Annotated in this window: 25 protein-coding genes; 9 read left to right on the forward strand and 16 right to left on the reverse strand. The window is 69.4% G+C overall.

Annotation, left to right across the window (positions count from 1 at the left end; genetic code table 11):
* Positions 1–8: 8 nt before the first annotated feature.
* On the forward strand, positions 9–914 hold the full coding sequence (locus PUW82_RS11715) for a siderophore-interacting protein (RefSeq protein WP_274222461.1): 906 nt from the start codon (positions 9–11) through the stop codon (positions 912–914).
* Here the strand turns inward: PUW82_RS11715 and PUW82_RS11720 are convergent.
* The 6 genes from PUW82_RS11720 to sufB are packed head-to-tail and all read right to left on the reverse strand — an operon-like array spanning position 884 to position 6,198.
* On the reverse strand, positions 884–2,086 hold the full coding sequence (locus tag PUW82_RS11720) for a MalY/PatB family protein (protein ID WP_274222462.1): 1,203 nt from the start codon (positions 2,084–2,086) through the stop codon (positions 884–886). The genes PUW82_RS11715 and PUW82_RS11720 overlap by 31 nt on opposite strands.
* A gap of 58 nt (positions 2,087–2,144) precedes the next feature.
* Positions 2,145–2,474 (reverse strand): metal-sulfur cluster assembly factor, encoded by a 330-nt coding sequence (locus PUW82_RS11725; protein WP_120228536.1) that lies wholly within the window; start codon positions 2,472–2,474, stop codon positions 2,145–2,147.
* A 9-nt stretch (positions 2,475–2,483) separates the two neighbouring features.
* Positions 2,484–3,254, reverse strand: coding sequence for a Fe-S cluster assembly ATPase SufC (sufC, locus tag PUW82_RS11730; protein ID WP_274222463.1), 771 nt, complete (start codon positions 3,252–3,254; stop codon positions 2,484–2,486).
* Between the two features lie 15 nt (positions 3,255–3,269).
* Positions 3,270–3,599, reverse strand: a complete 330-nt coding sequence (locus PUW82_RS11735; protein ID WP_274222464.1) for a non-heme iron oxygenase ferredoxin subunit — start codon at positions 3,597–3,599, stop codon at positions 3,270–3,272.
* Positions 3,596–4,780 carry a Fe-S cluster assembly protein SufD gene (sufD, locus tag PUW82_RS11740; protein ID WP_274222465.1) on the reverse strand — a complete coding sequence of 395 codons (1,185 nt, stop codon included), beginning with the start codon at positions 4,778–4,780 and terminating at the stop codon, positions 3,596–3,598. The genes PUW82_RS11735 and sufD overlap by 4 nt, the downstream gene beginning before the upstream one ends.
* Complete coding sequence (gene sufB / locus PUW82_RS11745) at positions 4,780–6,198, reverse strand: Fe-S cluster assembly protein SufB (protein ID WP_091499415.1); 1,419 nt, start codon at positions 6,196–6,198, stop codon at positions 4,780–4,782. Before sufB ends, sufD begins: the two co-directional genes overlap by 1 nt.
* Before the next feature lie 242 nt (positions 6,199–6,440).
* Between sufB and PUW82_RS11750 the strand changes: the two genes are divergently transcribed.
* The gene (locus tag PUW82_RS11750; protein ID WP_420792748.1) at positions 6,441–7,409 is read left to right on the forward strand and encodes a COX15/CtaA family protein; all 969 of its coding nucleotides are present in this window, start codon (positions 6,441–6,443) and stop codon (positions 7,407–7,409) included.
* A 79-nt stretch (positions 7,410–7,488) separates the two neighbouring features.
* Complete coding sequence (locus PUW82_RS11755) at positions 7,489–7,962, forward strand: dinucleotide-utilizing enzyme (RefSeq protein WP_274222466.1); 474 nt, start codon at positions 7,489–7,491, stop codon at positions 7,960–7,962.
* 126 nt (positions 7,963–8,088) lie between these two features.
* Here the strand turns inward: PUW82_RS11755 and PUW82_RS11760 are convergent, their stop codons facing one another.
* Entirely contained in the window at positions 8,089–9,024 is a 936-nt protein-coding gene (locus tag PUW82_RS11760; protein ID WP_274222467.1) for a heme o synthase, read from the reverse strand.
* A gap of 225 nt (positions 9,025–9,249) precedes the next feature.
* On the opposite strand from PUW82_RS11760, the gene tkt reads away from it, so the two are divergent.
* From tkt to pgl, 6 genes are read left to right on the forward strand one after another with little or no spacing between them, the layout of a single operon-like run.
* Entirely contained in the window at positions 9,250–11,328 is a 2,079-nt protein-coding gene (tkt, locus tag PUW82_RS11765; protein WP_274222468.1) for a transketolase, read from the forward strand.
* Positions 11,325–12,431, forward strand: a complete 1,107-nt coding sequence (tal, locus tag PUW82_RS11770; protein WP_274222469.1) for a transaldolase — start codon at positions 11,325–11,327, stop codon at positions 12,429–12,431. Before tkt ends, tal begins: the two co-directional genes overlap by 4 nt.
* Positions 12,428–14,047 (forward strand): glucose-6-phosphate isomerase, encoded by a 1,620-nt coding sequence (locus PUW82_RS11775; protein ID WP_274222470.1) that lies wholly within the window; start codon positions 12,428–12,430, stop codon positions 14,045–14,047. The genes tal and PUW82_RS11775 overlap by 4 nt, the downstream gene beginning before the upstream one ends.
* 12 nt (positions 14,048–14,059) lie before the next feature.
* Positions 14,060–15,607: a glucose-6-phosphate dehydrogenase gene (gene zwf, locus PUW82_RS11780; RefSeq protein WP_274222471.1), complete on the forward strand. Its 1,548-nt coding sequence runs from the start codon at positions 14,060–14,062 to the stop codon at positions 15,605–15,607.
* Entirely contained in the window at positions 15,604–16,545 is a 942-nt protein-coding gene (locus tag PUW82_RS11785) for a glucose-6-phosphate dehydrogenase assembly protein OpcA (protein WP_274222472.1), read from the forward strand. Before zwf ends, PUW82_RS11785 begins: the two co-directional genes overlap by 4 nt.
* A 1-nt stretch (position 16,546) precedes the next feature.
* A complete protein-coding gene (pgl, locus tag PUW82_RS11790; protein WP_274222473.1) occupies positions 16,547–17,320 on the forward strand; it encodes a 6-phosphogluconolactonase in 774 nt (257 codons plus the stop codon).
* A gap of 82 nt (positions 17,321–17,402) precedes the next feature.
* Here the strand turns inward: pgl and PUW82_RS11795 are convergent, their stop codons facing one another.
* The 9 genes from PUW82_RS11795 to uvrC all read right to left on the reverse strand — a co-directional run bounded on the left by PUW82_RS11795 (position 17,403) and on the right by uvrC (position 25,860).
* Complete coding sequence (locus PUW82_RS11795) at positions 17,403–17,759, reverse strand: RNA polymerase-binding protein RbpA (RefSeq protein WP_274222474.1); 357 nt, start codon at positions 17,757–17,759, stop codon at positions 17,403–17,405.
* Positions 17,759–18,007, reverse strand: coding sequence for a preprotein translocase subunit SecG (gene secG, locus PUW82_RS11800; protein WP_274222957.1), 249 nt, complete (start codon positions 18,005–18,007; stop codon positions 17,759–17,761). The genes PUW82_RS11795 and secG overlap by 1 nt, the downstream gene beginning before the upstream one ends.
* Positions 18,008–18,121: 114 nt before the next feature.
* Positions 18,122–18,910, reverse strand: a complete 789-nt coding sequence (tpiA, locus tag PUW82_RS11805) for a triose-phosphate isomerase (RefSeq protein WP_274222475.1) — start codon at positions 18,908–18,910, stop codon at positions 18,122–18,124.
* Entirely contained in the window at positions 18,901–20,115 is a 1,215-nt protein-coding gene (locus tag PUW82_RS11810; RefSeq protein ID WP_274222476.1) for a phosphoglycerate kinase, read from the reverse strand. Before PUW82_RS11810 ends, tpiA begins: the two co-directional genes overlap by 10 nt.
* Positions 20,116–20,120: 5 nt before the next feature.
* On the reverse strand, positions 20,121–21,125 hold the full coding sequence (gap, locus tag PUW82_RS11815) for a type I glyceraldehyde-3-phosphate dehydrogenase (protein ID WP_274222477.1): 1,005 nt from the start codon (positions 21,123–21,125) through the stop codon (positions 20,121–20,123).
* Between the two features lie 136 nt (positions 21,126–21,261).
* Positions 21,262–21,882 (reverse strand): superoxide dismutase, encoded by a 621-nt coding sequence (locus tag PUW82_RS11820; RefSeq protein ID WP_274222478.1) that lies wholly within the window; start codon positions 21,880–21,882, stop codon positions 21,262–21,264.
* A 152-nt stretch (positions 21,883–22,034) separates the two neighbouring features.
* Positions 22,035–23,012 carry a DNA-binding protein WhiA gene (gene whiA, locus PUW82_RS11825; protein WP_274222479.1) on the reverse strand — a complete coding sequence of 326 codons (978 nt, stop codon included), beginning with the start codon at positions 23,010–23,012 and terminating at the stop codon, positions 22,035–22,037.
* Between the two features lie 40 nt (positions 23,013–23,052).
* Complete coding sequence (gene rapZ, locus PUW82_RS11830) at positions 23,053–23,934, reverse strand: RNase adapter RapZ (RefSeq protein ID WP_274222480.1); 882 nt, start codon at positions 23,932–23,934, stop codon at positions 23,053–23,055.
* A gap of 27 nt (positions 23,935–23,961) precedes the next feature.
* Positions 23,962–25,860: an excinuclease ABC subunit UvrC gene (gene uvrC, locus PUW82_RS11835; RefSeq protein ID WP_274222481.1), complete on the reverse strand. Its 1,899-nt coding sequence runs from the start codon at positions 25,858–25,860 to the stop codon at positions 23,962–23,964.
* Between the last annotated feature and the right edge of the window lies 1 nt (position 25,861).

Genomic DNA, 25,861 nt, shown 5'->3' on the forward strand with positions numbered 1-25,861 from the left:
AGCGATCCGTGTCCCTCGCCACCCTCGGCTTCTTCCGTGCGCCCGTCGCGGCGATCACCGACCTCACGCCGAGCTTCCGCCGCTTCACCTTCCGCGACGCTTCGCTCGCCGACTACGGCGACCCGGGCTTCGACCAGCGGGTGAAGGTCATCTTCGCGACCGAGACCGCCTCGCTCGACGACATGCCCACCGGGCCCGACTGGTACGAGCGATGGCGTGCGCTGCCCGAGGCGGGGCGGCCGGTCATGCGCACGTACACGACGCGCGCCGTGCGGGCCTCGGCGCATGAGGTCGACATCGACATGGTCGCCCACGATGTCATCGGGCCGGCATCGGCATGGATCGCCGAGGCCCGGGTCGGCGACGAGGTGCTGATCCTCGCCCCCACCACGGCGCATACCGGAGTCAGCTACGGGATCGACTTCGTCCCGCCGGCCGAGACCGATGCCATCCTGCTTGCCGGCGATGAGACGGCCGCGCCCGCGATCGCGGTGATCCTCGAGCAGCTTCCGCCGGAGGCGCGCGGCACCGTCGTCCTGGAGCTCCCCACCGAAGCGGACCTCGACTACCTTCCCCGCCACCCCGGTTTCGATCTCGTCCTGGCCGCGCGCAGCGGCGAGGCGCACCGCCACGCTCACCTCGTCGCGGCCGTCGAGGCCGTCGCCGAAAGCCTCGCTCCTGCCGGCATCGGCGCCGAAGTCGAAGAGATCGACATCGACCACGACATCCTCTGGGAGGTGCCGCGCACTGCCAAGGGCGGCGCCGCGCTGAAGCGGGCGCCGCTGTACGCGTGGCTCGCCGGCGAGGCCTCGGCGATCAAGGTGTTGCGCCGTCACCTCGTCGGCAGCGTCGGCGTCGACCGCCGTGCCGTCGCCTTCATGGGCTACTGGCGCGTGGGCCGCTCCGAGACCTGAGCCAACGGCGCCGTCGCGCGGGCGAACGCTCCGATCCGCTCGACAGCCTCGCGGAGCACGTCCGGGCCGCACCCGAAGTTGAGCCGGACGTGGCCGATACCCTGCGTGCCGAAGAACGGTCCGTGGTGCAGCGCCACCCCCGCGCCTTCGCGGACGCGATCAGCCGGATCGTCTCCCCACCCGTAGTCGGACACATCGATCCACGCGAGGAACCCGGCCTGCGGCATCCGGTAACGCGCACGCGGCAGATGCTCGGCGAGCAGGTCGGCGAGCAGCCGCCGATTGAGCTCGAGGCGGGCCAGCAGGCCGTCGAGCCAGGCATCCGAGTCCGCGGAGAACGCCGCGACGGATGAGAGCGCGCCGAACAGTCCGGTGCGCCACTCCACTTCCCACGGCAGGGCGCGAACAGTGGCGGTCGTGGCATCGGATGCCGTCACCATCACCGCGCACTTGAGGCCCGCGAGGTTGTAGGCCTTCGAGGCGCTGGTCACGGCGTAACCGACCGCCGCCGCCGCGGTCGAGACGCTGAGGAACGGCGTGAAGGGTGTATCGGCGGCGGCGAGGGGCCCGTGGATCTCGTCGCTGATCACGACGGCACCGTAGCGCGCGGCGACGTCGGCCAGCTGGCGGAGTGAGTCGCGCGAGTGCACCGTACCCGTCGGGTTGTGCGGGTTGCACAGCAGAACGGCGCGGGCGCCGGTCGCGAGCGCCGCCTCGATGCCGGCGAGATCGAGCTCCCAGCCGGCTCCCGTGTCGCGCAGCGGCACCTCTTCGACGACCGCGCCGGCTTCGGCGACCGTGTCGAAGAACGGCGGATACACCGGCGGGTTCACCACGACGCGGTCGCCCGGGTTCACCGTCGCTCGCAGCACTTCGACGACGCCCATCATCACATCGCCGGTCCAGCGGACGCGTTCGGGCTCGACATCCCATCCCCACCGGCGGCGGGCGAAGCCGACGAAGGCCTCGGCCACGCCCGGCTGCGGCGGGGTGTAACCGGTGTCGCCGATCTCGACCGCCTCGTGCAGTGCGCGCGTGATCGGCTGAGCGAGGGCGAAGTCCGTCTCAGCGACGAACATCGGGATGACGTCGTGCGGATACGATCGCCACTTCGTGCTCGACCGGCGCCGCAACGTCTCGAGCGGGAGGGCATCGAGGGGCGGGGTGTTCATCCCGCGAGCCTAGCCAGCGACCGCGGACGAGGTCGGCGACATGTCGCCGCGTGACGCGTCAGATCGCGAAGCCGAGCGCGCGCATCATGTCGCGGCCGTCGTCCGTGATCCGTTCCGGACCCCACGGCGGCATCCACACCCAGTTGATGCGGAACCGCTCGACGACGTCGTCCAGGGCCTGCGCCGTCTGCTCTTCGAGCACGTCGGTCAGCGGGCACCCGGCCGAAGTCAGCGTCATGTGGATGACGAGCGCGTCGTTCTCGTCATCCCACGCGAGGTCGTAGATCAGGCCCAGGTCGACGACGTTGATCCCCAGCTCGGGGTCCATCACGTCCTTGAGGGCCTCGGTGACCTCGTCGTATTTCTCGGGAGCGAGCGTTGCGGTCATGTAACGATCCTACGCGTCGACCGGCGTACCGGCGTCGAGGAAGCGGTCATAGCCCTCTTCTTCGAGACGGTCGGCGAGCTCGGGTCCGCCCTCTTCGACGATGCGCCCCGCGACCATGACGTGCACGAACTGCGGCTGGATGTAGCGCAGGATGCGGGTGTAGTGCGTGATCAGCAGGACGCCGAGGTCGGTGTCGGCCTTGGCGCGGTTCACGCCCTCCGACACGATCTTGAGCGCGTCGACATCGAGGCCCGAGTCGGTCTCGTCGAGGACCGCGATCTTCGGCTTCAGCAGCTCGAGCTGGAGGATCTCGTGGCGCTTCTTCTCGCCGCCCGAGAAGCCCTCGTTGACGTTGCGCTGGGCGAACTTGGGGTCCATGCGGAGGTTCGCCATGGCCTGCTTGACGTCCTTGGTCCACGAGCGGATCGCGGGAGCCTCGCCGTCGACGGCGGTCTTGGCCGTGCGGAGGAAGTTGGTCACCGTGATGCCGGGCACCTCGACCGGGTACTGCATCGCGAGGAACAGGCCCGCGCGGGCACGCTCGTCGACCGACATCTCGAGGACGTCCACGCCGTCGAGCGAGATCGACCCGCCGGTGACGGTGTACTTGGGGTGGCCGGCGATCGCGTAGGCGAGCGTCGACTTGCCCGAGCCGTTGGGGCCCATGATGGCGTGGGTCTCGCCCGTGCGCACGGTGAGCGTGACACCGTTGAGGATGGGGGTGGGCCCCGCCTCGGTCTCGACCGTCACGTGCAGGTCGCGGATCTCGAGAACAGACATGTCGGGTTCCTTACTTCACTTCACTTCGCGGGTCACGGCGGGGTCGATGAGGATGTCGTCCCCGTCGATCGTGACCTCGTAAACGGGCACCGGCTCGTAGGCCGGCAGATTCAGGGCCTCGCCGGTGCGCAGAGAGAAGGCCGAGCCGTGGGCCCAGCATTCCAGCGTGTCGTCCTCGACGAAGCCCTCGGCGAGCGAGATGTCGCCGTGCGTGCAGGTGTCGCCGATCGCATGGACCTCACCGTTGCCGTCGAGCACGACGGCCATGGGGACCTTGTCGACGACGACGCGAACGGCGGTGTCCTGCTCCAGCTCGCTGAGCTTGAGGACTTTCTGAGCGGTCATGCCTGTGCTCCCGCGGCGAGCTCGGCCTCGATGGCTGCGAGCAGTTCGTCGGTGAGCTCGTCGACGCCCATCTTCTGGACGATCTCGGCGAGGAAGCCGAGCACCACGAGGCGGCGCGCCTCGGTCTCGGGGATGCCACGAGCCTGCAGGTAGAACAGCTGCTGGTCGTCGAATCGGCCGGTCGCGCTGGCGTGTCCGGCACCCTGGATGTCTCCGGTCTCGATCTCGAGGTTCGGGATCGAGTCGGCGCGGGCTCCGTCGGTGAGGACGAGGTTGCGGTTCGCCTCGTACGAGTCGGTGCCGACGGCATCCGGTCCGATCAGCACGTCGCCGATCCAGACGCTGTGCGCCCTCCCGCCCTGCAGCGCGCCCTTGTAGAGGACGTCGCCGACCGTGTGCGGCCCCTTGTGGTGCAGGTAGACCTGGCTCTCGAGGTGCTGCCCCGAGTCGGCGAACGACAGCCCGTACATCCGCCCCTCGGCGCCCGAGCCGGCGAGCTCGAGCGACGGGTTGACGCGAACGACGCCGCCGCCGAGGCTCACCACGACGTGCGTGAGCGAGGCGTCGCGATCGACACGTGCCTGGTGCGCCGCGGCGTGAACCGCGTCGTCGTCCCAGCGCTGCAGCGAGACGACGGTGAGTGCCGAGCCGTCACGAGCGATGATCTCGACGTTCTGCGCGTGCGCGGCGGTGCCCTCGTGGCGGAGGATGACCGTTCCGCGCGCGTTCGGCATCGCCTCGATGACCACGTGCGCGTGCGCGACACCGCCGGTGCCCCGCAGCGTCACCACGACGGGTGCGTCGAGCTCGACGCCGGCCGGGATGCGCAGCAGCGGAGCCTCGGACTCCTGTGCCCACGCGATCGCGCTCGGCAGATCCTCGGGACGGAAGACCTCGCCGCGAGGCGCGTCGCCGACGCGCAGTCGAGCCTGCTCGAGGCCCGCCGGCGCCGAGACCTCGACGGCGACGACCCCGGTGGCGCCGGGCTCGTCGACGAACAGGGGCTGCAGCGGCTCGAGCGGCGTGTGCTTCCAGTTCACCTCGCGACCGCTCGGCGTGCCGAAGTCGGCCGGTTCGAACGACGACGGCCGCTCGGAACGGGTCTGCACCGGGACGAACGCCGCCGCAGGGTCGATGTGGCCCTTCTCGCCGGCGGCGGGGGCCTGAGTCGCGCTCGTCATCAGCCGACGCTGCCTTCCATGCCCATCTCGATGAGCTTGTTGAGTTCGAGGGCGTATTCCATCGGCAGCTCGCGCGCGATGGGCTCGATGAACCCGCGCACGATCATCGCCATCGCCTCGTCCTCGGGCATGCCGCGGCTCATGAGGTAGAACAGCTGCTCCTCGCTCACCTTGGAGACCGTCGCCTCGTGGCCGAGCTGCACGTCGTCGACGCGGATATCGATCGCGGGGTACGTGTCGGATCGCGAGATCGTGTCGACGAGGAGGGCGTCGCAGCGCACGGTGTTGGCGGAATGATGCGCGTTCGCATCGACCCGGACCTCACCGCGGTAGCCGGCGCGACCACCGCCGCGGGCGATCGACTTCGAGACGATCGAGGACTGCGTGTAGGGCGCCATGTGGATCATCTTCGCGCCGGCGTCCTGGTGCTGACCGGGACCGGCGAAGGCCACGGACAGGGTCTCGCCCTTGGCGTGCTCGCCCATCAGGTAGATCGACGGGTACTTCATCGTCACCTTGGAGCCGATGTTGCCGTCGACCCACTCCATCGTCGCGCCCTCGTGAGCGACGGCGCGCTTGGTGACGAGGTTGTAGACGTTGTTCGACCAGTTCTGGATCGTCGTGTACCGAACGCGCGCGTTCTTCTTGACGATGATCTCGACGACGGCCGAGTGCAGCGAGTCGCTCTTGTAGATCGGCGCCGTGCAGCCTTCGATGTAGTGGACGTAGCTGTCCTCGTCGGCGATGATGAGCGTCCGCTCGAACTGGCCCATGTTCTCGGTGTTGATCCGGAAGTAGGCCTGCAGCGGGATCTCGACGTGGACGCCCTTAGGCACGTACACGAACGAACCGCCCGACCACACCGCCGTGTTGAGCGCGGCGAACTTGTTGTCGCCGGCCGGGATCACGGTGCCGAAGTACTCCTCGAAGAACTCGGGGTGCTCACGCAGCGCCGTGTCGGTGTCCATGAAGATGACGCCCTGCTGCTCCAGGTCCTCGCGGATCTGGTGGTAGACGACCTCGGACTCGTACTGTGCGGCGACGCCGGCGACCAGGCGCTGACGCTCGGCCTCGGGGATGCCGAGCTTCTCGTACGTCTCGCGGATCTCGGCCGGAAGGTCTTCCCAGGACTGCGCCTGCTTCTCGGTGGAGCGGACGAAGTACTTGATGTTGTCGAAGTCGATGTCGCTGAGGTCGGCGCCCCACGTCGGCATCGGCTTGCGCCCGAAGAGCTGGTAGCCCTTCAGACGGGTCTTCAGCATCCACTCCGGCTCGCTCTTGAGGGCCGAGATGCCGCGCACGACGTCCTCGTTGATGCCGCGCTGCGCCACAGCGCCCGCAGCATCCGTGTCGTGCCAGCCGAACTCGTACACCCCCAGGCCTTCGAGTTCCGGTCGGTCGATGAGTACATCCGACATGACTTCCTCCTCTTCGCACCGCAACGGTGTCATCCGTCCCGGCATTCCCGACTCCGGCGGGAGTCACGTGGGCGGGATACCGATTCGCGGGCCTGATGGACGCGGGTACCGCGCCTAGACTGTGGGGGGAAGACGTGCACACGCGCCGCCATCCCGAACACAGCCGATTCTACAGGCAACGCCCCCACCCGAGGCTGCCGAGAGCGTACGCGGCGCAGATCGAGCGCCGCCGGAGGAGTCCGATGTCGCAGGTCCGCATCCGCCCAGGACTGATCGAGACGGTCATGCCGCGCACCATCACGCGCTGGACCCGCGTCATGGGGTGGCTCCTGGTCATCACCAACATCGGGATCGTCGGCACGGGCGGTCTCGTCCGACTGACCGGGTCGGGCATGGGCTGCGAGACCTGGCCGTACTGCACGGCTGATTCCCTGGTGCCGACGCCCGAGATGGGCATCCACGGGCTCATCGAGTTCGGCAACCGGACACTGACTGGCGTGCTCGTGATCGTCGCCCTGCTGGCGTTCCTCTCGGTCATCCGACTGCGCGCGACCCGCCGCGAGCTGCCCGTGCTGAGCTTCCTCGTGGGGTTCGGCATCATCGTGCAGGCCGTCGTGGGCGGCATCACCGTGTGGTTGCACCTGCACCCGAGCATCGTCGGCCTGCACTACCTGATCTCCGCTGTCCTCGTCGCGATCGCGACCGTGTTCCTGACGCGCCTCCACGCCGCCCCCGGCCCGCGTGAGCGGGTCGTTCCGCGCTGGTACGCGATCGCGACGCATGTGACGACCCTCGCCGTCACGGTGACGGTCGTAGTCGGCATCCTGCTCACCGGCGCGGGTCCGCACGCCGGCGATGACGCGGCCGCCCGCAACGGCCTCGACCCGATCTTCTGGCAGCACGTGCACAGCTGGCCTGCGTACGCCACCTTCGCCCTGACACTGGTGCTCGTCATCGGCGCGCTGCGGCTCCCCCGCGTCACCGGGCTCCGCCGCTGGACGGGACTGCTCCTGGGCGTGGAGCTCGTGCAGATCGGTGTCGGCCTGTGGCAGGCGCGGACGGGCCTGCCGATCGTCCTGGTGAACATCCACATGGTGCTCGCGGTGGCGCTCGTCGCCGTGATGGTGGCGGTCGTCATGAGCCTGAAGGCGACCGTCGCGCCTGCACCCCGGACTCAAGACCGGCAGCCGGCCTACACAGACGCCTCATAGGTTCCGCATCGGGGACGCCGAGGTCGACCCCGCAGAGTGTTCGAGGCCGTCGACGGCGGCCGCAACACGAAGGAGCAACATGACCGTTCACCCCCGCCTCGTCCGCAGCGTGCCGTTCTGGCTCTTGATCGTCGGCTCGGTGGCAACGATCGGCGGTGGCGTCTACGTCCTCGTCGACAAGCTGACCACCATGGAGGCGGCCATCCTCGATGGCACCGCGACCGGTGTCGACGTCTACGTCGGCCAGGTGTGGGGCGTCTTCGGCGGCATCCTCGTGGGTGCCGGCGCCCTCGGCCTCGCCCTCGCCCTCGCTGTCGCGGCGGTGCGTGCCGGCCTGACCCGTCGCGACGCCGAGAGCGCTCACGACGAGCACGGCGACTCCGGGGCGCACACGGTGTCGGCATCCGCCCCCGCGACGACGGCCGTGCCCGCGCACGTCCCCGCGGGAGAGGCCCACGACACCCCGGCGTCGCCCGTGACCTCGGACGTCCCCGCGTCGCCCGAGCCCACCGTCTCGTCGAACCCCGACGCGTCGGACGCTTCGCACCGCTGAGCAGCACGGGGCCCCCGCTAGGCGACGCCTCAGCAGTCCTGCCCTCCGGCCGTTCTCCGCTCCCCCGCTCGTCGGGTGACGCGGAGAGCGGCCGTTTCTCGTCGTCCGTTCCCGCGACGGCGTGGGTCAGAAGGGCAGCAGCGGGTCGATCGCGATCGCGACGAAGACGAGCGTCAGGTAAGTGATCGAGGCGTGGAACACGCGCATCGGTCGAGCCTGCTCGCCGCGCACCGCGCGGTTGTAGAGGCGGTGCGACTCGTAGAGGAACCAGCCACCGAACACGACGGCCGACACGCTGTAGACGAGTCCCATCGGAGCGACGGGGATCAGCAGCAGCGAGCACGCGACCGTGGCCCACGCGTAGAGGATGACCTGGAGGCCGACCTGCGAGCCGTTGCGGGTGGCGCCGAGCATCGGTACGTCGACCTCGTCGTAGTCGTTCTTGTACTTCATCGACAGCGGCCAGTAGTGCGGCGGGGTCCAGAGGAAGACGAGGACGAAGAGGATGAGCGCGGCCCACGAGAGCGAACCGGTCACGGCGGACCAGCCGATGACGACCGGGAAGCACCCCGCGATGCCGCCCCAGACGATGTTCTGCTCGGTGCGACGCTTGAGGATCATCGTGTAGATGACGACGTAGAAGAAGATCGCGAAGACGCTCAGCGACGCGGCGACCCAATTGGTGGTGGCGGCCAGCCACACCGTCGAGGCCACGGCCAGAGTCCAGGCGAACACGAGCGCGCCGCGCGGCGAGACCTCGCCGGTGACGATCGGGCGGTTCTCGGTGCGCTTCATGTGCGCATCGATGTCGCGGTCGAGATACATGTTGAACGCGGCGGCGGATCCGGCACTCATCGCCCCGCCGAAGACGGTCGCGAGCACGAGCCACAGATTCGGCACCCCGCCGGCGGCGAGCAGCATCACCGGCACCGTCGTGACGAGCAGCAGCTCCAGTACTCGCGGCTTGGTCAACGCGACATACGCGCGCACCTTGGCGCCGAGGGGCGACGTGCTGCGAGAGGTGTCGACGGAAGGCGAGCCGGCAGTCGTCGTGATGTCCATCGCTCCCCGCATCTCACCGCTGTGAACCTGTCCAGTCTACGTCATGCCGCCACCGGGGCTCCCGTCCGCGGCGGCGCTTACCACGTCTGTCACACGGCGACGCGGCGGCCCCGGCGTCGCGACGTGCTCGCTATGCTGAAGGCACACGCGCGCCAGCGCCGAAACCCTCCCTTCCTGACTGCGGAGCGGCATGCGCCGGCGCTGCCTCTCGAGAAAGGCGACCGAGTGTCGGAACTTCGTTGGGACGAGATCGATCGGCGCGCGGTGGACACCGCCCGCGTCCTGGCCGCAGATGCGGTGGAGAAGGTCGGGAACGGCCACCCGGGCACGGCGATGAGCCTGGCCCCCGCCGCGTACCTGCTCTATCAGCGCGTCCTGCGCCATGACCCCACCGACAGCGATTGGCTCGGCCGCGACCGGTTCATCCTGTCGGCCGGGCACTCGTCGCTCACGCAGTACGTGCAGCTGTACCTCGGCGGGTTCGGGCTCGAACTCGACGACCTCAAGGCGCTGCGCACCTGGGGTTCGCTCACGCCGGGCCACCCCGAGTACGGCCACACGAAGGGCGTCGAGATCACGACCGGCCCCCTCGGCCAGGGACTCGCCACCTCGGTGGGGTTCGCCTACGCCGCCCGGTACGAGCGCGGGCTCTTCGACCCGGATGCCGCTCCCGGCACCTCTCCGTTCGACCACTACGTCTACGTGATCGCCAGCGACGGCGACATCCAGGAGGGCATCACGGCCGAAGCCGGATCGCTCGCGGGGCACCAGCAGCTGGGCAACCTCATCGCGATCTACGACGCGAACCAGATCTCCATCGAAGACGACACCAACGTCGCCTTCACCGAGGATGTCGCCGCGCGCTACGAGGCATACGGCTGGCACGTCCAGACGGTCGACTGGAAGAGCACCGGCGAGTACGTCGAGGACGTCGCCGCCCTCTTCGCCGCTGTCGAGGCAGCCAAGGGCGAGACCGACAAGCCCTCGCTCATCGTCCTGAAGACGATCATCGGCTGGCCGGCTCCCGGCAAGCAGAACACCGGCAAGATCCACGGCTCGGCCCTCGGCGCCGACGAGCTCGCCGCGACCAAGAAGGTGCTCGGATTCGACCCCGAGAAGACCTTCGAGGTCGCCGACGACGTCATCGCGCACACCCGTTCGCTGGCGGAACGCGCCGCGACCGACCGCGCCGAGTGGCAGCGGGCGTTCGACGCCTGGGCCGAGGCCAACCCCGAGCGCAAGGCGCTCCTCGACCGCCTCGAGTCCGGCGAACTGCCGGCCGACGTCACCGTCCCCGCGTTCGAAGCGGGCAAGGCCGTCTCGACGCGCGCCGCGAGCGGACAGGTCATCAACGCTCTCGCCGACCAGCTGCCCGAGCTGTGGGGAGGCTCGGCCGACCTCGCCGAGTCGAACCTCACGACGATCAAGTCGGGGAAGAGCTTCATCCCCGCCGAGTGGTCGACGCACGAGTGGTCGGGCGACCCGTACGGTCGCGTCCTGCACTTCGGCATCCGCGAGCACGCCATGGGCGCCATCGTCAACGGCATCGTGCTGCACGGCAAGACGCGCGCCTTCGGCGGCACGTTCCTGATCTTCAGCGATTACATGCGCCCCGCGGTGCGTCTGGCCGCCCTCATGAACATCCCCTCGATCTACGTCTGGACCCACGACTCCATCGCACTCGGCGAGGACGGTCCCACGCACCAGCCGATCGAGCAGATCTCGTCGTTGCGCCTCATCCCCAACTTCACGGTGATCCGTCCCGCGGACGCCAACGAGACGGCGGCGGCGTGGCACGAGCTGCTCCGTCGCCAGGCCGGCCCCGCAGGTATCGCCCTGACGCGTCAGAACATCCCCGTGTTCCCGCGCGGCGAGGACGGCTTCGCCACCACCGAGGGCGTCGCGAAGGGCGCGTACGTGCTCGTCGACGCCGAGGGCGGAGAGCCGGACGTCATCATCATCGCCACCGGTTCCGAGGTGCAGCTGGCCGTCGAGGCCCGCGAGCAGCTCGCCGCCGACGGCATCCAGGTGCGCGTCGTCTCGGCTCCCTCCCTCGAGTGGTTCGCGGAGCAGGACGAGGCCTACCGCGAGTCCGTGCTGCCCGCCGCCGTCCGGGCGCGGGTGTCGGTCGAGGCCGGCGCCACCCCGCTGTGGCGCTCGCTCGTCGGCGACCGCGGTCGCTCCGTCGGCATCGACCACTTCGGCGCATCCGCCGACTACCAGACCCTGTTCGAGAAGTTCGGCATCACCACCGAGGCCGTCGTCGCGGCCGCCCGCGCAACCGTTGAGGAGAACAACGCATGAGCACCCCCACCCAGGCCCTCTCCGACGCCGGCGTCAGCATCTGGCTCGACGACCTGTCGCGCCAGCGCATCACGACCGGCAACCTCCAGGAGCTCATCGACACGCGCAACGTCGTCGGGGTGACGACGAACCCGTCGATCTTCCAGGCCGCCATCAGTGCCGGCGTCGGCTACGAAGAGGCGATCGAGGCGCAGGCGAAGGCCGGCGCGTCGACGGACGACACGATCTTCGAGCTGACGACGACGGATGTGCGCAACGCATCCGACATCTTCCGCCCGATCTTCGACGCCACCGACGGAGTCGACGGTCGCGTGTCGATCGAGGTCTCCCCCGACCTCGCGCACGACACCGAGGCCACGGTCGCCGAGGCGAAGAAGCTGGCCGCAGCCGTCGACCGCCCGAACGTGCTCATCAAGATCCCCGCGACCAAGGCCGGCCTCCCGGCGATCACCGAGGTCATCGCCGCGGGCATCAGCGTCAACGTCACGCTGATCTTCTCGCTCGAGCGCTACAGCGAGGTCATCGACGCCTACCTGACGGGTCTCGAGCGCGCTCGCGAAGCCGGCATCGACCTGGGCGGGATCCACTCGGTCGCGTCGTTCTTCGTGTCGCGTGTCGACACCGAGGTCAACAAGCGCCTGGAGGCCATCGGCACGGACGAGGCGAAGGAGCTGACCTCGCTCGCCGGTGTCGCCAACGCTCGTCTGGCGTTCGAGCTGTTCGAGCAGAAGTTCGCCGAGCAGCGCGCGCAGGACCTCGTCGCCGCCGGCGCGAACCTGCAGCGTCCGCTGTGGGCGTCGACCGGCGTCAAGGACCCGACGCTGCCCGACACCCTCTACGTGACCGAGCTCGTCGCTCCCGGCACCGTCAACACGATGCCCGAGAAGACCCTCGAGGCGACGTTCGACCACGGTGTGGTCTCGGGCGACACGGTCACCGGTGGCTACGAAGCCGCGCACAAGGTGTTCGCCGACCTCGCCGCCGTCGGAGTCGACCTCGACGAGGTCACCCAGCTGCTCGAGGATGAGGGCGTCGACAAGTTCATCGCGTCGTGGCACGACCTGCAGGGCACGGTGACCGCGGCCCTGGAGAGCGCACGGTGAGCTTCGAGATCCACGTCTCGGGTCACGTCGCCGACGTCGTCGAGCAGACGGTGCCCGGCCTGGTCGCCGATCTCGTCGCGAGCGGCATCACCGCCGGAGACTCCGAGCTCTGGGGACCGGATGCCGCCGACGAGGCGTCTCGCCGGCTCGGGTGGGTGCAGGCCGTCACGGTCTCGCGACCGCTGGTCGCCGAGATCGAGGCGCTCCGCGCGGACCTGGTCGCGCGTGGCGTGACGCGCGTCGTGCTCGCGGGCATGGGCGGCTCGTCGCTCGCGCCGGAGGTCATCGCACGCACCCACGGTGCGCCGCTGACGATCCTCGACTCCACCGCTCCCGGCCAGGTGCTGGCAGCGATCGACGGCGACCCCGAGACGGGCGGCCTCGAGCAGACCGTGCTCGTCGTGTCGTCGAAGTCCGGTTCCACGATCGAGACGGATGCCGCCCGGCGCGCGTTCGCCGCGGCATGGAGCGATCTCGGCATCGATCCGACCGACCGCATCGTCGTCGTCACCGACCCGGGCTCGCCGCTCGAGGCCGAGGCGCGCGCGGCCGGCCACCGGGTGTTCACAGCCGACCCGAACGTCGGCGGGCGCTACTCCGCGCTCACGGCGTTCGGTCTCGTGCCCGCGGGCCTCGCCGGGGCCGATATCGGTCAGCTGCTCGACGAGGCCGACGCGACGCTTCTCGAGGTCGCGGTCGACGATCCGCGCAACCCCGCGCTCGTCCTCGCCGCGGCGATCGCGGGCGGCCGCCCCCGCCGCGACAAGCTCGCGCTCATCAGCGACGGCACGCACATCGTGGGCCTGCCGGACTGGATCGAGCAGCTGATCGCGGAGTCGACCGGCAAGGCCGGTACCGGCATCCTGCCCGTCGTGATGACTCCGCTCTCGCCCGAGCTCGACCTGCTGCCCGACGATCTGCAGGTCGTCCGCCTCGTGGGCGATGCCGTGCACTTCCAGATCCTCGAGCAGCATCCGGGCGAAGTCCTCGTCAGCGGATCCCTCGGGGCGCAGTTCCTCGTCTGGGAGTACGCGACGGCGATCGCGGGACGACTGCTCGGCATAGACCCGTTCGATCAGCCCGACGTCGAGGCGGCCAAGGCCGCTGCGCGCGGACTGCTCGACGTGCAGCCCGCGCCGACGGCACCGGCGTTCGTCGAGGACGGCGTCGAGGTGCGTGTCTCGGACCCGTCGCTGGCCGCCGACGGCACCCTCGCCGGCGTCCTGTCCGCGCTCTGGCAGCGTGTACCCGCCGACGGTTACGTCGCCGTCCAGGCGTACGTCGACCGCGGCTCCGTGCCGCAGCTGGCCGGCGTGCGCGAGCTCATCGCCGCCGACGCGGGCCGTCCGACGACGTTCGGTTGGGGACCTCGGTTCCTGCACTCGACCGGTCAGTACCACAAGGGCGGACCGGCGAACGGCGTGTTCCTCCAGATCACCGAGCGCACCGACGTCGACCTCGAGATCCCCGGTCGCCCCTTCACCTTCGGTCGATTGATCGAGGCGCAGGCATCCGGCGACGCCGCGGTGCTGGCCGAGCGCGGCCGCCCCGTCGTGACGCTGACCCTCACGGATCCCGCCACCGAGGTCCTCACCCTTTTCGAAGCAGCCCAGTAGGAAGACCCTCCCATGACCGTGGAGATCTCGCGCGCCCACAATCCCCTGCGCGATCCCGACGACCGCCGCCTGAACCGCATCGCGGGGCCCAGCGCCCTCGTGATCTTCGGGGTGACCGGCGACCTGTCGCGGAAGAAGCTCATGCCCGCCGTCTACGACCTCGCCAATCGCGGGCTGCTGCCACCGGGCTTCGCGCTCGTCGGCTTCGCACGCCGCGACTGGGAGGACCAGGACTTCGCCGAGGTGGTGCACGCCGCCGTCAAGCAGTACGCGCGCACCCCGTTCCGCGAAGAGACCTGGAAGCAGCTGCTGCAGGGCATCCGCTTCGTCTCCGGCGAATTCGGCGACGCCGACGCATTCAGCCGGTTGCGTGAGACGGTCGAGAAGCTCGACGTCGACCGCGGGACGATGGGCAATCACGCGTTCTACCTCTCGATCCCGCCGAAGGACTTCCCCATCGTGGCGAAGCAGCTCAAGGACTCGGGCCTCGTCGACGAGAACGCCGACAGCGACACATGGCGCCGCGTCGTCATCGAGAAGCCGTTCGGCAGCGACCTGAAGACCGCGCGCGAGCTGAACGCCGCGCTCGAAGTCGCCTTCCCGGCCGACTCGATCTTCCGCATCGACCACTACCTCGGCAAAGAGACGGTTCAGAACATCTTGGCGCTGCGATTCGCCAACGAGCTGTTCGAGCCCATCTGGAACGCGAACTACGTCGACCACGTCCAGATCACGATGGCCGAGGACATCGGCGTCGGCGGTCGCGCGGGCTACTACGACGGCATCGGCGCAGCACGCGACGTCATCCAGAACCACCTGCTGCAGCTGCTGGCGCTGACCGCGATGGAAGAGCCGATCTCGATGGAGGCCAACCACCTGCGGGCGGAGAAGGAGAAGGTCCTCGCCGCCGTTCAGCTGCCGGAGGACCTGTCCAGCGCCACGGCGCGCGGACAGTACGCCGGTGGGTGGCAGGGCGGCGAAGAGGTCACCGGTTTCCTCGACGAGGACGGCATGGACCCCGCGTCGACCACCGAGACCTATGCGGCCATCAAGGTCGACATCGCCACGCGTCGCTGGGCCGGCGTGCCCTTCTACCTCCGCACCGGTAAGCGGCTCGGACGTCGCGTCACCGAGATCGCGGTCGTGTTCAAGCGCGCCCCGCAGCACCTCTTCCTGCGCAATCAGACCACCGAGCTGGGACAGAACGCTCTCGTCATCCGGGTGCAGCCCGACGAGGGCGTCACGATCCGCTTCGGGTCGAAGGTGCCCGGTGCCGCCACCGAGGTGCGCGACGTGACGATGGACTTCGGCTACGGCCACGCCTTCACCGAGTCCAGCCCCGAGGCGTACGAGCGCCTCATCCTCGATGTGCTGCTGGGTGACCCGCCGCTGTTCCCCCGGCACGAAGAGGTCGAGCTGTCATGGCGCATCCTCGATCCGGTCGAGAAGTTCTGGGCCGAGCAGGGCGGACCGCTCGAGCAGTACGCCCCCGGCTCGTGGGGTCCCACTTCCGCAGATGAATTGCTGGCCCGCGACGGCCGCGTCTGGAGGCGTCCATGATCGTCGATCTGCCCGACACCACGGTGTCGAAGATCGCCCGTGAGCTGGTCAACGTGCGCGAGGAGGGCGGCGCCGTCGCCCTCGGCCGCGTGCTGACCCTGGTGATCGCGACATCCCAGGGGCTCGAGGAGGACGCCATCGAGGCGGCGAACGACGCCTCGCGCGAGCACCCGATGCGCGTGATCGTGCTGATCACGCAGCGCGACGGCGAGTCGAAGCTCGACGCTCAGATCCGCGTAGGCGGAGACGCCGGCGCGAGCGAGGTCGTCGTACTCCGTGCCAGCGGCGGCGCCGCGAGCAACGACGAGGCGCTCATCACCGGCCTGCTGCTGCCCGACGCACCCGTCGTGGCGTGGTGGCCCGACCACCCGCCGGCTCGGCCGTCGCAGTCGCCGATCGGCCGCATCGCGCAGCGCCGCATCACCGACGCATCGACCCTGCCCTACGACAGCGGGCGTCTCGCCGCCCTCGGCGACGGTTACGCGCCCGGCGACACCGACCTGGCGTGGACGCGTCTGACGCACTGGCGCGAACAGCTCGCGGCGGTGCTCGACCAGCCGCCGTATGAGCCGGTGACGGCGGTGGAGGTCGTCGGCAGCGGCAGCTCGCCCTCGACCGGCCTGCTCGCCGCGTGGCTGCGCCTCATGCTCGACGTCCCCGTCGAGTGGCGGTACGCGCCGGGCGACGAGTGGGAGCACGGCATCCGCAGCGTCCGCCTCAAGCGACCGAGCGGCGATGTGCTGCTCGAGCGCTCGACCCCGGTGGATGCCACGCTGACGCAGTCCGGGCAGCCGTCCCATGACCTCGTCCTACCGCGCCGCACGCTCCGCGAGTGCCTCGCCGAGGAGCTGCGCCGCCTCGGCCCGGACGTGCTCTACGGCCGCGTGATCACCGAGGGTTGGCAGCAGTTGCACGGCACTCCGGAGCAGGGCGCCTGAGGTGGCGACGGCAGAGAAACGCGTCGTCATCAGTGCCGACCCCGAGAGCCTGACGCAGGCCGTCGCCGATCGATTCCTCAACCGGGTGGGAACCTGGGGCGCGGATGGCCGCACCGTCCACGTCGGCCTGGCCGGCGGTGGCATCATCGGCGACGTCCTGACCCGTTTGGGCGAGCACCCTCAGGTCGGCGCTGTCGACTGGTCGCGGGTGCACTTCTGGTGGGTCGACGAGCGCTTCGTCCCGAAGGGCAGCGAGGAACGCAACGACGCCCTGGCCCGACGAGCGTTCCTCGACCGGATCGACGTCCCCGCCGGCAACATCCACGCGGTCGCGGCGTCCGACGAGACGGATGACGCCGAGTCGGCGGCTGCGGCATACGCGGGCGAGCTCGCCGCCTTCGGGTCCGAGGACGTCGCCTGGCCCGAGTTCGACATCTGCTTCCTCGGCGTCGGGTCCGATGGTCACATCGCCTCGCTCTTCCCCGATCGGCCCGAGATCACGCTCACCGACCGCGCGGCCTCAGCGGTCCACGACTCCCCCAAGCCGCCGTCGGACCGGGTCACGCTCACGCGTCCCGTCATCAACGCGTCGAAGCGGGTGTGGATGGTCCTCGTCGGACCCGACAAGTCCGCGGCGCTCGGCTTGGCGCTGGCCGGAGCGAGCTACCACAGCGTCCCGGCAGCCGGGGCGAAGGGTACGCGGCGCACGATCCTCTTCACCGACGAGGCGACGGCCGCGCAGGTACCGCCGGAGCTCATCGACGACCAGTACTGATCGTCGTTCCCGGCATTCGAATCCGGGAAAGCAGAAGAGCGGATGCCTCGGCATCCGCTCTTCTGCGTTGGGGCGACGTCGGTCAGTTCAGGCCGCGACGCTCCCGCAGCTGCTGCAGCGCGTCGTCGAGGAGTTGCGCCGCCTCGTCGTCGGTGCGGCGCTCCTTCACGTACGCGAGGTGGGTCTTGTACGGCTCGGCTTTGGCGACCGCCGGCGGGTTCTCCTTGTCGCGTCCCGCGGGCAGGCCCGAGTGCGGCGAGTCGATCGTCTCAGGGATCTCTTCGTCCGTGATGCCGGCAGCGAAATAGCGAACGGTCTCGTTGCCGAGGGCGTCCCAGTACGAGATCGCGACGCGGTCGGCGTGGTGGCCGTGGTCCTGTTCGCCCATTGGACCCGCGCCGACGCGGGTGCCGCGGATCGCGTTGCCTCCGGTCGCCATCAGAGCACCGAGAACTTCGTGATGAGGCCGAGCGCGACGATCGAGATGAACCAGCCGAGGGCGAGGACGATCGTGAACCGGTTGAGGTTGCGCTCGGCGAGGCCCGACGAGCCCATCGCGGAGCTCATGCCGCCGCCGAACATGTCGGAGAGGCCTCCCCCACGCCCCTTGTGGAGCAGGATCAGCAGGGTGAGGAGCAGGCTGGTGATGCCCAACACCACCTGCAGCGCGAACTCGAGGATCTCCACGGTGGTCGTCACCTTTCCGGCGACCGTTCCGATCGCACGAGGGTCAAGTATATCGAGCCGCCCGACGGGGACGCGAACGGCCCGGCGCTCAGGTGAGCGCCGGGCCGTTCGACGTCACACGCCGACGTGCTTCTGGTACCGGATGATCGCAGCGAATTCGTCCGCGACCAGGCTCGCGCCGCCCACGAGGGCGCCGTCGACATCCGGCTCGCGCATGAAACCGGCGATGTTCGCCGACTTCACCGAGCCGCCGTAGAGCACACGGGTGCGCGCTGCGGCGTCGGCTCCGAGAGCGGAGCCCACGACCTCGCGCAGCTTGGCGCAGACATCCTGCGCCTGCTGCGGGGTGGCCGCCTGGCCCGAGCCGATGGCCCAGACCGGCTCGTAGGCCACGACGATGTCGGCGTCGGCCGCCACGCCCGCGAGGGCGGCCTCGAGCTGCGCGACCGGTACCGCAGCGGCGCCGTGCTTTTCGAGGTCTTCCGCCGTCTCGCCCACGCAGATGACCGGAGCCAGGCCGTGCCGCAGGGCCGCCTGGACCTTGGCGGCCACGACCTCGTCGGTCTCGGCGTGATACTCGCGTCGCTCGGAGTGTCCGATGATCACGTACCGGCAGTCCAGCTGCGCCAGGAACGCACCCGAGATCTCGCCCGTGTAGGCGCCCGAGTCCTTCGTCGACAGGTCCTGCGCGCCGAGGGCGAACGGGATCTTGTCGGCGTCCAGAAGCGTCTGCACGGTGCGGAGGTCGGTGAAGGGCGGGAACACCGCGACCTCGACCGAGTCCTCCTCGTGCTTGGCGTCCTTCAGCGTCCAGTGCAGCTTCTGGACGAACGCGACCGCCTGCAGGTGGTCGAGGTTCATCTTCCAGTTGCCCGCGATGAGGGGCAGACGGTTCACGCCCATCCGAGTACCTCCAGACCGGGCAGCTTCTTGCCCTCCAGGAATTCGAGCGACGCACCGCCGCCGGTTGAGATGTGACCGAACGCCGCGTCGTCGAAACCGAGCTGGCGCACGGCTGCGGCGGAGTCGCCGCCACCGACGACGGACAGCCCGTCGACCTCGGTCAGCGCCTGCGCGACCGCACGGGTGCCAGCGGCGAACGCCGGCATCTCGAACACGCCCATCGGCCCGTTCCAGAACACCGTGCGCGACGAGCGGATGGCGTCGGCGAAGAGCTCGGCCGACTTCGGACCGATGTCCAGGCCCATGCCCTCCGCACCGAACGCAGTGTCTTCGAGAGCGTCCGCGGCGGCGACGACGTGGTCGGCGTCCGCGGCGAAGCCCGACGCCATCACGGCGTCGACCGGGAGCACGAGCTCGACGCCACGCTCCTGGGCCGTGGCGATGTAGCCCTTGACCGTCTCGAGCTGGTCCGCCTCGAGCAGGCTCTTGCCCACCTTGTGGCCGAGAGCGGCGAGGAAGGTGAAGAGCATGCCGCCGCCGACGAGGATCTTGTCGGCACGGGGCAGGAGGTGCTCGATCACGCCGAGCTTGTCGCTGACCTTCGATCCGCCGAGCACGACCGCGTACGGGCGCTCGGGGTTCTCGGTCAGGCGGTCGAGGACCTCGACCTCCTTCTCGATGAGGTACCCCGCAGCCGAGGGCAGCAGCTCGGCGAGGTCATAGACCGACGCCTGCTTGCGGTGCACGACACCGAACCCGTCCGAGACGAGCGCGTCGCCCAGCGAGGCGAGCTGTTCGGCGAATGCACGCCGCTCACCGGCATCCTTCGCCGTCTCACCCGGGTTGAAGCGGAGGTTCTCGATCACCGCGACGTCACCGTCGGCGAGGGCCGCGACGACCTGCTCCGCGGACTCGCCCACCGTGTCGCCGGCGAAGGCGACGGGCTTGCCGAGGAGCTCGGACAGGCGCTGAGCCACGGGCTCGAGGGAGTACTTCGGATCGGGAGCCCCGTCGGGACGTCCGAGGTGCGAGCACGCGATGACACGTGCTCCCTGGCCGATGAGGTGGTCGATCGTCGGCAGCGCCGCGCGCACGCGGCCATCGTCCGTGATGACGCCGTCCTTCAGGGGGACGTTGAAGTCAACACGGACGATGACGCGCTTGCCTGCGAGCGAACCCAACGAATCGAGGGTGCGCAGAGCCATGACCGTCAGAGCTTGCTGGCGACGAGCTCGGTGAGGTCGACGAGGCGGTTCGAGTAGCCCCACTCGTTGTCGTACCAGCCGACGACCTTGACCTGGTTGCCGATGACGCGGGTCAGGCCGGCGTCGAAGATGCAGGAGTGGTCGTCGGTGACGATGTCGCTCGAGACGATCTCGTCCTCGGTGTACTTCAGGATGCCCTTGAGCGGGCCCTCGGCGGCAGCCTTGTAGGCAGCCTTGATCTCGTCGACGGTGACCTCGCGCTCGAGCTCGACGGTCAGGTCGGTGGCGGAGCCGGTGGGGACCGGAACGCGCAGTGCGAAGCCGTCCAGCTTGCCCTTGAGCTCGGGCAGCACGAGGCCGATGGCCTTGGCCGCACCGGTCGAGGTCGGGACGATGTTCAGGGCGGCGGCGCGGGCGCGGCGGAGGTCGCTGTGCGGGCCGTCCTGCAGGTTCTGGTCGGCCGTGTAGGCGTGGACCGTGGTCATGAGGCCCTTGACGATGCCGAACTGGTCGTTGAGGACCTTGGCCAGCGGGGCCAGGCAGTTGGTCGTGCACGACGCGTTCGAGATGACGTTGTGGTTCTCGGGGTCGTAGAGGTCCTCGTTGGCACCGATGACGAACGTGCCGTCCTCGCCCTTCGCGGGAGCCGAGATGAGGACCTTCTTCGCGCCGCCGGCGATGTGCTTCTTGGCGTCCTCGGCGTTGGTGAAGCGGCCGGTCGACTCGATGACGATGTCGACGCCGAGCTCGCCCCAGGGCAGGTTCGCGGGGTCGCGCTCTTCGAAGACCTTGATGGTCTTTCCGCCGACCGTGATCGAGTCCTCCGAGTACGTGACCTCGGCGTCGAGACGCCCGAGGATGGAGTCGTACTTGAGCAGGTGCGCGAGGGTCTTGTTGTCGGTGAGGTCGTTCACCGCCACGATCTCGAGGTCCGCGCCCTGAGCGAGGGCGGCGCGGAGGTAGTTGCGTCCGATGCGGCCGAAGCCGTTGATGCCGATCTTGACAGACACGATGTCTCCCGTTTCTCGTCGCGCCGGCGAAGCCCGTGCTGGGTGACCGAAACGCGATCAGTTGGAAAAGAAGAGGATGCCGGATCGCTTCCCGTTGCCGGGCGGGACCCGGCATCCTCACCTGTTTATGACCCTACTACGCGAGCAGGCCGGCCGTCTTCTCGCGAGCCGTCACAAAGCGCTGCGACACGTTCTGCCAGTTGGCGATGTTCCACGCGGCCTTGACGTAGTCGGCCTTGACGTTGAGGTAGTCGAGGTAGAAGGCGTGCTCCCACATGTCGAGCTGGAAGATCGGGATCGTGCCCTGCGCCGTGTTGGACTGCTGGTCGAACAGCTGCTGGATGATCAGCTGCGCGCCGATCGGGTCCCAGCTGAGCACGGCCCAGCCGGAGCCCTGGATGCCGGTGGCGGCAGCGGTGAAGTGCGCCTGGAACTTGTCGAAGCCACCGAAGAACTCATCGATGGCGGCGCGCAGCTCGCCCTCGGGCTCCCCGCCGCCCTCGGGCGACAGGTTGGTCCAGAAGATCGAGTGGTTGACGTGACCGCCGAGGTTGAACGCGAGGTCCTTCTCGAGCTTGTTGACGTTCGCCAGGTTGCCGGTCTCGCGCGCCTCGGCGAGCTGCTCGAGAGCGGTGTTCGCTCCGGTGACGTAGGTCTGGTGATGCTTGGAGTGATGCAGCTCCATGATCTTGCCGCTGATGTGCGGTTCGAGGGCCGCGTAGTCGTAGGGAAGCTCGGGAAGGGTGTACTTCGGCATTCTGTATCTCCTGTCAGCACCGCGCCGTGCGCGGCTATTGCTGTCGAAGGCGCGCGAGCGCGCACCTCGTGGACGGTTTCATCCTATTGAGGGGCAACGCGAGATACACCCCGTTGCTTCCCTGTCGGAATGCGGTGTAACGATCCTGCCGGTCAGTCGGCGAGTCCGGCCGGGACCGCGGACTCCGTGTCGGGCAGCCCTTCGGCGGCGGCCTTCTTGTCGGCCATCGCGAGGAGCCGCCGGATGCGGCCGGCTACGGCATCCTTCGTCAGCGGCGGGTCGGCGTGGTGGCCGAGCTCGTCGAGACTCGCGTCGCGGTGCGCGAGGCGGAGGTCTCCGGCTTGCTTGAGATGATCGGGCACCTCGTCGCCCAGGATCTCCAGAGCGCGCTCCACGCGGGCGCAGGCGGCGACGGCAGCCTGCGCGGAGCGGCGGAGGTTCGCGTCGTCGAAGTTGACCAGGCGGTTCACGCCCGCCCGCACCTCGCGGCGCTGACGCATCTGGTCCCATGTGTCGGCGGTGCGCGTCGCGCCCATCTCGGCGAGGGTCTGACGGATCGCTTCGCCGTCGCGGACGACGACGCGCGGAATACCGCGCACCTCGCGAGCCTTCGCGGCGATGCCGAGTCGGTGCGCAGCGCCCACGAGCGCCATCGCAGCCTCGGGTGACGGGCACGAGATCTCGAGCGCGGCCGACCGGCCGGGGTCCGACAGCGAGCCGGCGGCGAGGAAGGCTCCGCGCCACAGCGCCGCGAGGTCGGGGCGCGAGCCCGTCGTCAGGCGGTTCGGCAGTCCCCGCACGGGACGGCGCCGCTGATCGAGCAGGCCGGTCTGGCGGGCGAGCGTCTCGCCGCCCTCGCGGACGCGGACGGCGAAGGTGGCGCCGTCCCGGCCACCGGAGGCCTGGATCCGAGCCAGCTCGGGGCGCACGCCGTAGATCTCGACGAGTTCCCGCGCGACGCGGCGCGCCAGGATCTCGGAGTCGACCTCGGCCTCGACGGCGACGCGGCCGGCGATCGAGTGCAGCCCGCCGGCGAAACGCAGGATCGCGGTCACCTCCGCCACCCGGGCAGCGGGTCGAGGGTCGCGCATCGCAGCCAACTCGGTCTTGACGTCAGCGGTCAGCGGCACGGCGCTCCTTCGGCAGGGGTTCGGGGGACGAAGGAATAGCCTACTCGCGACCGAGGTCGCGGTGTCTGAGTCGCACCGCGACGCCGGGCAGCCCGCGCAGTCGTTCGACGAGTTCGCGGGCCGTCACGACCGACCGGTGCTTGCCGCCGGTGCAGCCCACGGCCACGACGGAGTGACGCTTGTTCTCCTCCTGATAGCCGCGCAGCACCGGCTGCAGCGCAGCGGCGTAGGCGTCGATGAACTCCCCCGCCCCCGCGTGCGAGAGCACCTCCGCGCGAACGGCCGGGTCCTCGCCCGTCAGCGCTTTGAGGTCGGGATTCCAGAAGGGGTTCGGCAGGAACCGCATGTCGGCGACCAGGTCGGCGTCGGGCGGCAGTCCGTACTTGAAGCCGAAGCTCATGACGGTGACCGTATGGCGGGCGCTCTCGTCGGCGCGGAAGAGATCCGCGATGTAGGTCGCGAGCTGGTGGATGTTGTGCAGCGACGTGTCGACGATCACGTCGGCGCTCTCGCGGATCGGCGCCAACCGCTCGCGCTCGCGGCGGATTCCGTCGACCAGCGTGCCGTCGTCCTGCAGCGGATGCGGGCGCCGGACGGCCTCGAAGCGGCGGACGAGCACCTCGTCGGCGGCGTCGAGGAACAGTACGCGCAGAGCGCGACCGTGTCGCAGAGCACGGGTGATCTCGGGCAGCGCGGTGAACAGGTCGCCGCCGCGCACGTCGACCACGGCCGCGACGCGCGGGAGCGCGTTCCCGGCGAGCTCGCTCAGCTCGAGCAGCGGGCGCAGCATCTGGGGCGGGAGGTTGTCCACGACGTACCAGCCGAGATCCTCGAGAGCGTTCGCCGCGGTTGTGCGCCCGGCACCGGACATGCCCGTCACGATCAGAATCTCGCCCGCCGGGACCTCGTCCGCCACCGTCATCACCCCTGTCCTCCGCCGACTTCCAGCCTATCCGGCTGCGAGGTGGCGATGGATGGCCTCGGCCAATCGTGGCCCGATGCCGGGTAGTTCCTGGATCTGCTCGGGCGTGGCCTGCTTCAACGCCGTCACCGAGCCGAAATGTCGCAGCAGCGCCTTGATCCGGGCCGCCCCGAGCCCCGGCACCTCGGTCAGCACGGAGGAGATGTCGCGCTTGCGGCGCTTGCGCTGATGCACGATCGCGAAACGGTGGGCCTCGTCGCGCAGACGCTGCAGCAGGTACAGCGACTCGGACGTGCGCGGCAGGATCACGGGGTACTCCTCCCCTGGCAGCCAGATCTCCTCGAGGCGCTTCGCGATACCGCACAGGGCGATTTCGCTGTGTCCGGCGTCGGCGAGAGCGCGCGCCGCCGCCTCGACCTGCGGCTTCCCGCCGTCGACGACGAGCAGCTGGGGTCGATACGCGAACCGCGGGCGTTTGCGAGCGGTGACGACCTCGCCGTCGGCGGTCGCATCGGGCACGGGCTCGTCGTCCTCGTCGGGATGGTCGAGATGCGCCAGGCGCCGCGTGAGCACCTGATACATCGAGTCGGTGTCATCCGTCGTCTCGTTGACGCCGAAGATGCGGTACTGGTCCTTGCGGGGCAGCCCGTCCTCGAACACGACGAGCGATGCCACGACATTCGTGCCCGACAGATGCGACACGTCGTAGCACTCGATGCGGAGCGGCGCCTCGTCGAGTCCGAGCGCCTCCTGCAGATCGGTCAACGCCTGGCTACGGGCGACGTAGTCGCTCGTGCGGCGGGTCTTGTGCAGCATGAGGGCCTGCTGTGCATTGATGCTCGCGGTCTTCATGAGGTCGGCCTTGCGGCCTCGCTGCGGCACCTGGATCGTCACCCGACGCCCCCGGCGATTCTGCAGCCACTGCTCGAGTTCGCCGGAGTCGTCGGGCAGCGTCGGCACGAAGACATGGCGCGGGATGTCGCCGGCAGCGGCATCCCCGTAGGCGCGCTGAAGAACTTGATCGACGAGATCGGCTCCCGCGATGTCGATCTCCTTCTCGATCGTCGAGGCCCGGACACCGCGGATGCGGCCACCGCGGACGACGAAGTGCTGCACGGCGGCCGCGAGCTCGTCCTCGGCGATTCCGAAGAGGTCGGCGTCCATGTCGTCCTCGAGCACGAGGGCGCTCTTGTTCAGCACCGCGTCGATCGCCTGCAGCCGATCGCGGTACACGGCGGCGGACTCGTAGTCCATCGCGGCGGCGGACTCGCGCATGCGGGTCGTCAGCTCGCGTGCGAAGCGCTGGTCGCCACCGGCCATGAACGCGACGAAATCGTCGACGATCGCACGGTGCTCCTCGATCGTCACCTTCATCGAGCAGGGACCGCCGCAGCGACCGATCTGTCCGGGGAAGCACGGGCGCCCCGAGGCCATGGCCTTCTTGTACGACGAGTCGCTGCACGTGCGGATCGGGAAGACCTTGATCATCAGATCGATGGTCTCGTGCACGGCCCACACCTTGGGATAGGGCCCGAAGTACTTGGCGCCCGGGATGCGGCGGTTGCGCGTCACGATCACGCGCGGCGCTTCGTCGCCGAGGGTGATCGCCATGAAGGGGTAGGACTTGTCGTCGCGGTACCGGACGTTGAACGGCGGATCGAACTCCTTGATCCACATGTACTCGAGCTGCAGCGAGTCGACGTCGGTCGCCACGACGGTCCACTCCACGGATGCGGCGGTCGTCACCATCCGCCGCGTGCGCTCGTGGAGCGTGTGCAGCGGCGCGAAGTAGTTGGACAGCCGCGCCCGCAGGTTCTTGGCCTTGCCGACGTACAGCACGCGTCCGTCCGCGTCGCGGAACCGGTAGACACCCGGATCCGTCGGGATCTCGCCCGCCTTCGGGCGGTACGGCAGGACGTTCGCCATC

This window comes from Microbacterium thalli (assembly GCF_028737325.1).
Taxonomy (GTDB): Bacteria; Actinomycetota; Actinomycetes; order Actinomycetales; family Microbacteriaceae; genus Microbacterium; species Microbacterium thalli.

Bases quoted from the DNA above. Each gene is read 5' to 3' on its own strand.
- PUW82_RS11735 (WP_274222464.1), bottom strand. From the start codon at position 3,599: ATGACCGCTCAGAAAGTCCTCAAGCTCAGCGAGCTGGAGCAGGACACC.
- tpiA (WP_274222475.1), bottom strand. From the start codon at position 18,910: ATGGGCGTGAACCGTCTGCCCCTCATCGCGGGCAACTGGAAGATGAAC.
- PUW82_RS11785 (WP_274222472.1), top strand. From the start codon at position 15,604: ATGATCGTCGATCTGCCCGACACCACGGTGTCGAAGATCGCCCGTGAG.
- PUW82_RS11725 (WP_120228536.1), bottom strand. From the start codon at position 2,474: ATGACCGCAACGCTCGCTCCCGAGAAATACGACGAGGTCACCGAGGCC.
- PUW82_RS11720 (WP_274222462.1), bottom strand. From the start codon at position 2,086: ATGAACACCCCGCCCCTCGATGCCCTCCCGCTCGAGACGTTGCGGCGC.
- uvrC (WP_274222481.1), bottom strand. From the start codon at position 25,860: ATGGCGAACGTCCTGCCGTACCGCCCGAAGGCGGGCGAGATCCCGACG.
- sufD (WP_274222465.1), bottom strand. From the start codon at position 4,780: ATGACGAGCGCGACTCAGGCCCCCGCCGCCGGCGAGAAGGGCCACATC.
- sufC (WP_274222463.1), bottom strand. From the start codon at position 3,254: ATGTCTGTTCTCGAGATCCGCGACCTGCACGTGACGGTCGAGACCGAG.
- rapZ (WP_274222480.1), bottom strand. From the start codon at position 23,934: ATGACGGTGGCGGACGAGGTCCCGGCGGGCGAGATTCTGATCGTGACG.
- PUW82_RS11795 (WP_274222474.1), bottom strand. From the start codon at position 17,759: ATGGCGACCGGAGGCAACGCGATCCGCGGCACCCGCGTCGGCGCGGGT.
- PUW82_RS11820 (WP_274222478.1), bottom strand. From the start codon at position 21,882: ATGCCGAAGTACACCCTTCCCGAGCTTCCCTACGACTACGCGGCCCTC.
- zwf (WP_274222471.1), top strand. From the start codon at position 14,060: ATGACCGTGGAGATCTCGCGCGCCCACAATCCCCTGCGCGATCCCGAC.
- tal (WP_274222469.1), top strand. From the start codon at position 11,325: ATGAGCACCCCCACCCAGGCCCTCTCCGACGCCGGCGTCAGCATCTGG.
- PUW82_RS11760 (WP_274222467.1), bottom strand. From the start codon at position 9,024: ATGGACATCACGACGACTGCCGGCTCGCCTTCCGTCGACACCTCTCGC.
- PUW82_RS11810 (WP_274222476.1), bottom strand. From the start codon at position 20,115: ATGGCTCTGCGCACCCTCGATTCGTTGGGTTCGCTCGCAGGCAAGCGC.
- PUW82_RS11750 (WP_420792748.1), top strand. From the start codon at position 6,441: ATGTCGCAGGTCCGCATCCGCCCAGGACTGATCGAGACGGTCATGCCG.
- sufB (WP_091499415.1), bottom strand. From the start codon at position 6,198: ATGTCGGATGTACTCATCGACCGACCGGAACTCGAAGGCCTGGGGGTG.
- PUW82_RS11755 (WP_274222466.1), top strand. From the start codon at position 7,489: ATGACCGTTCACCCCCGCCTCGTCCGCAGCGTGCCGTTCTGGCTCTTG.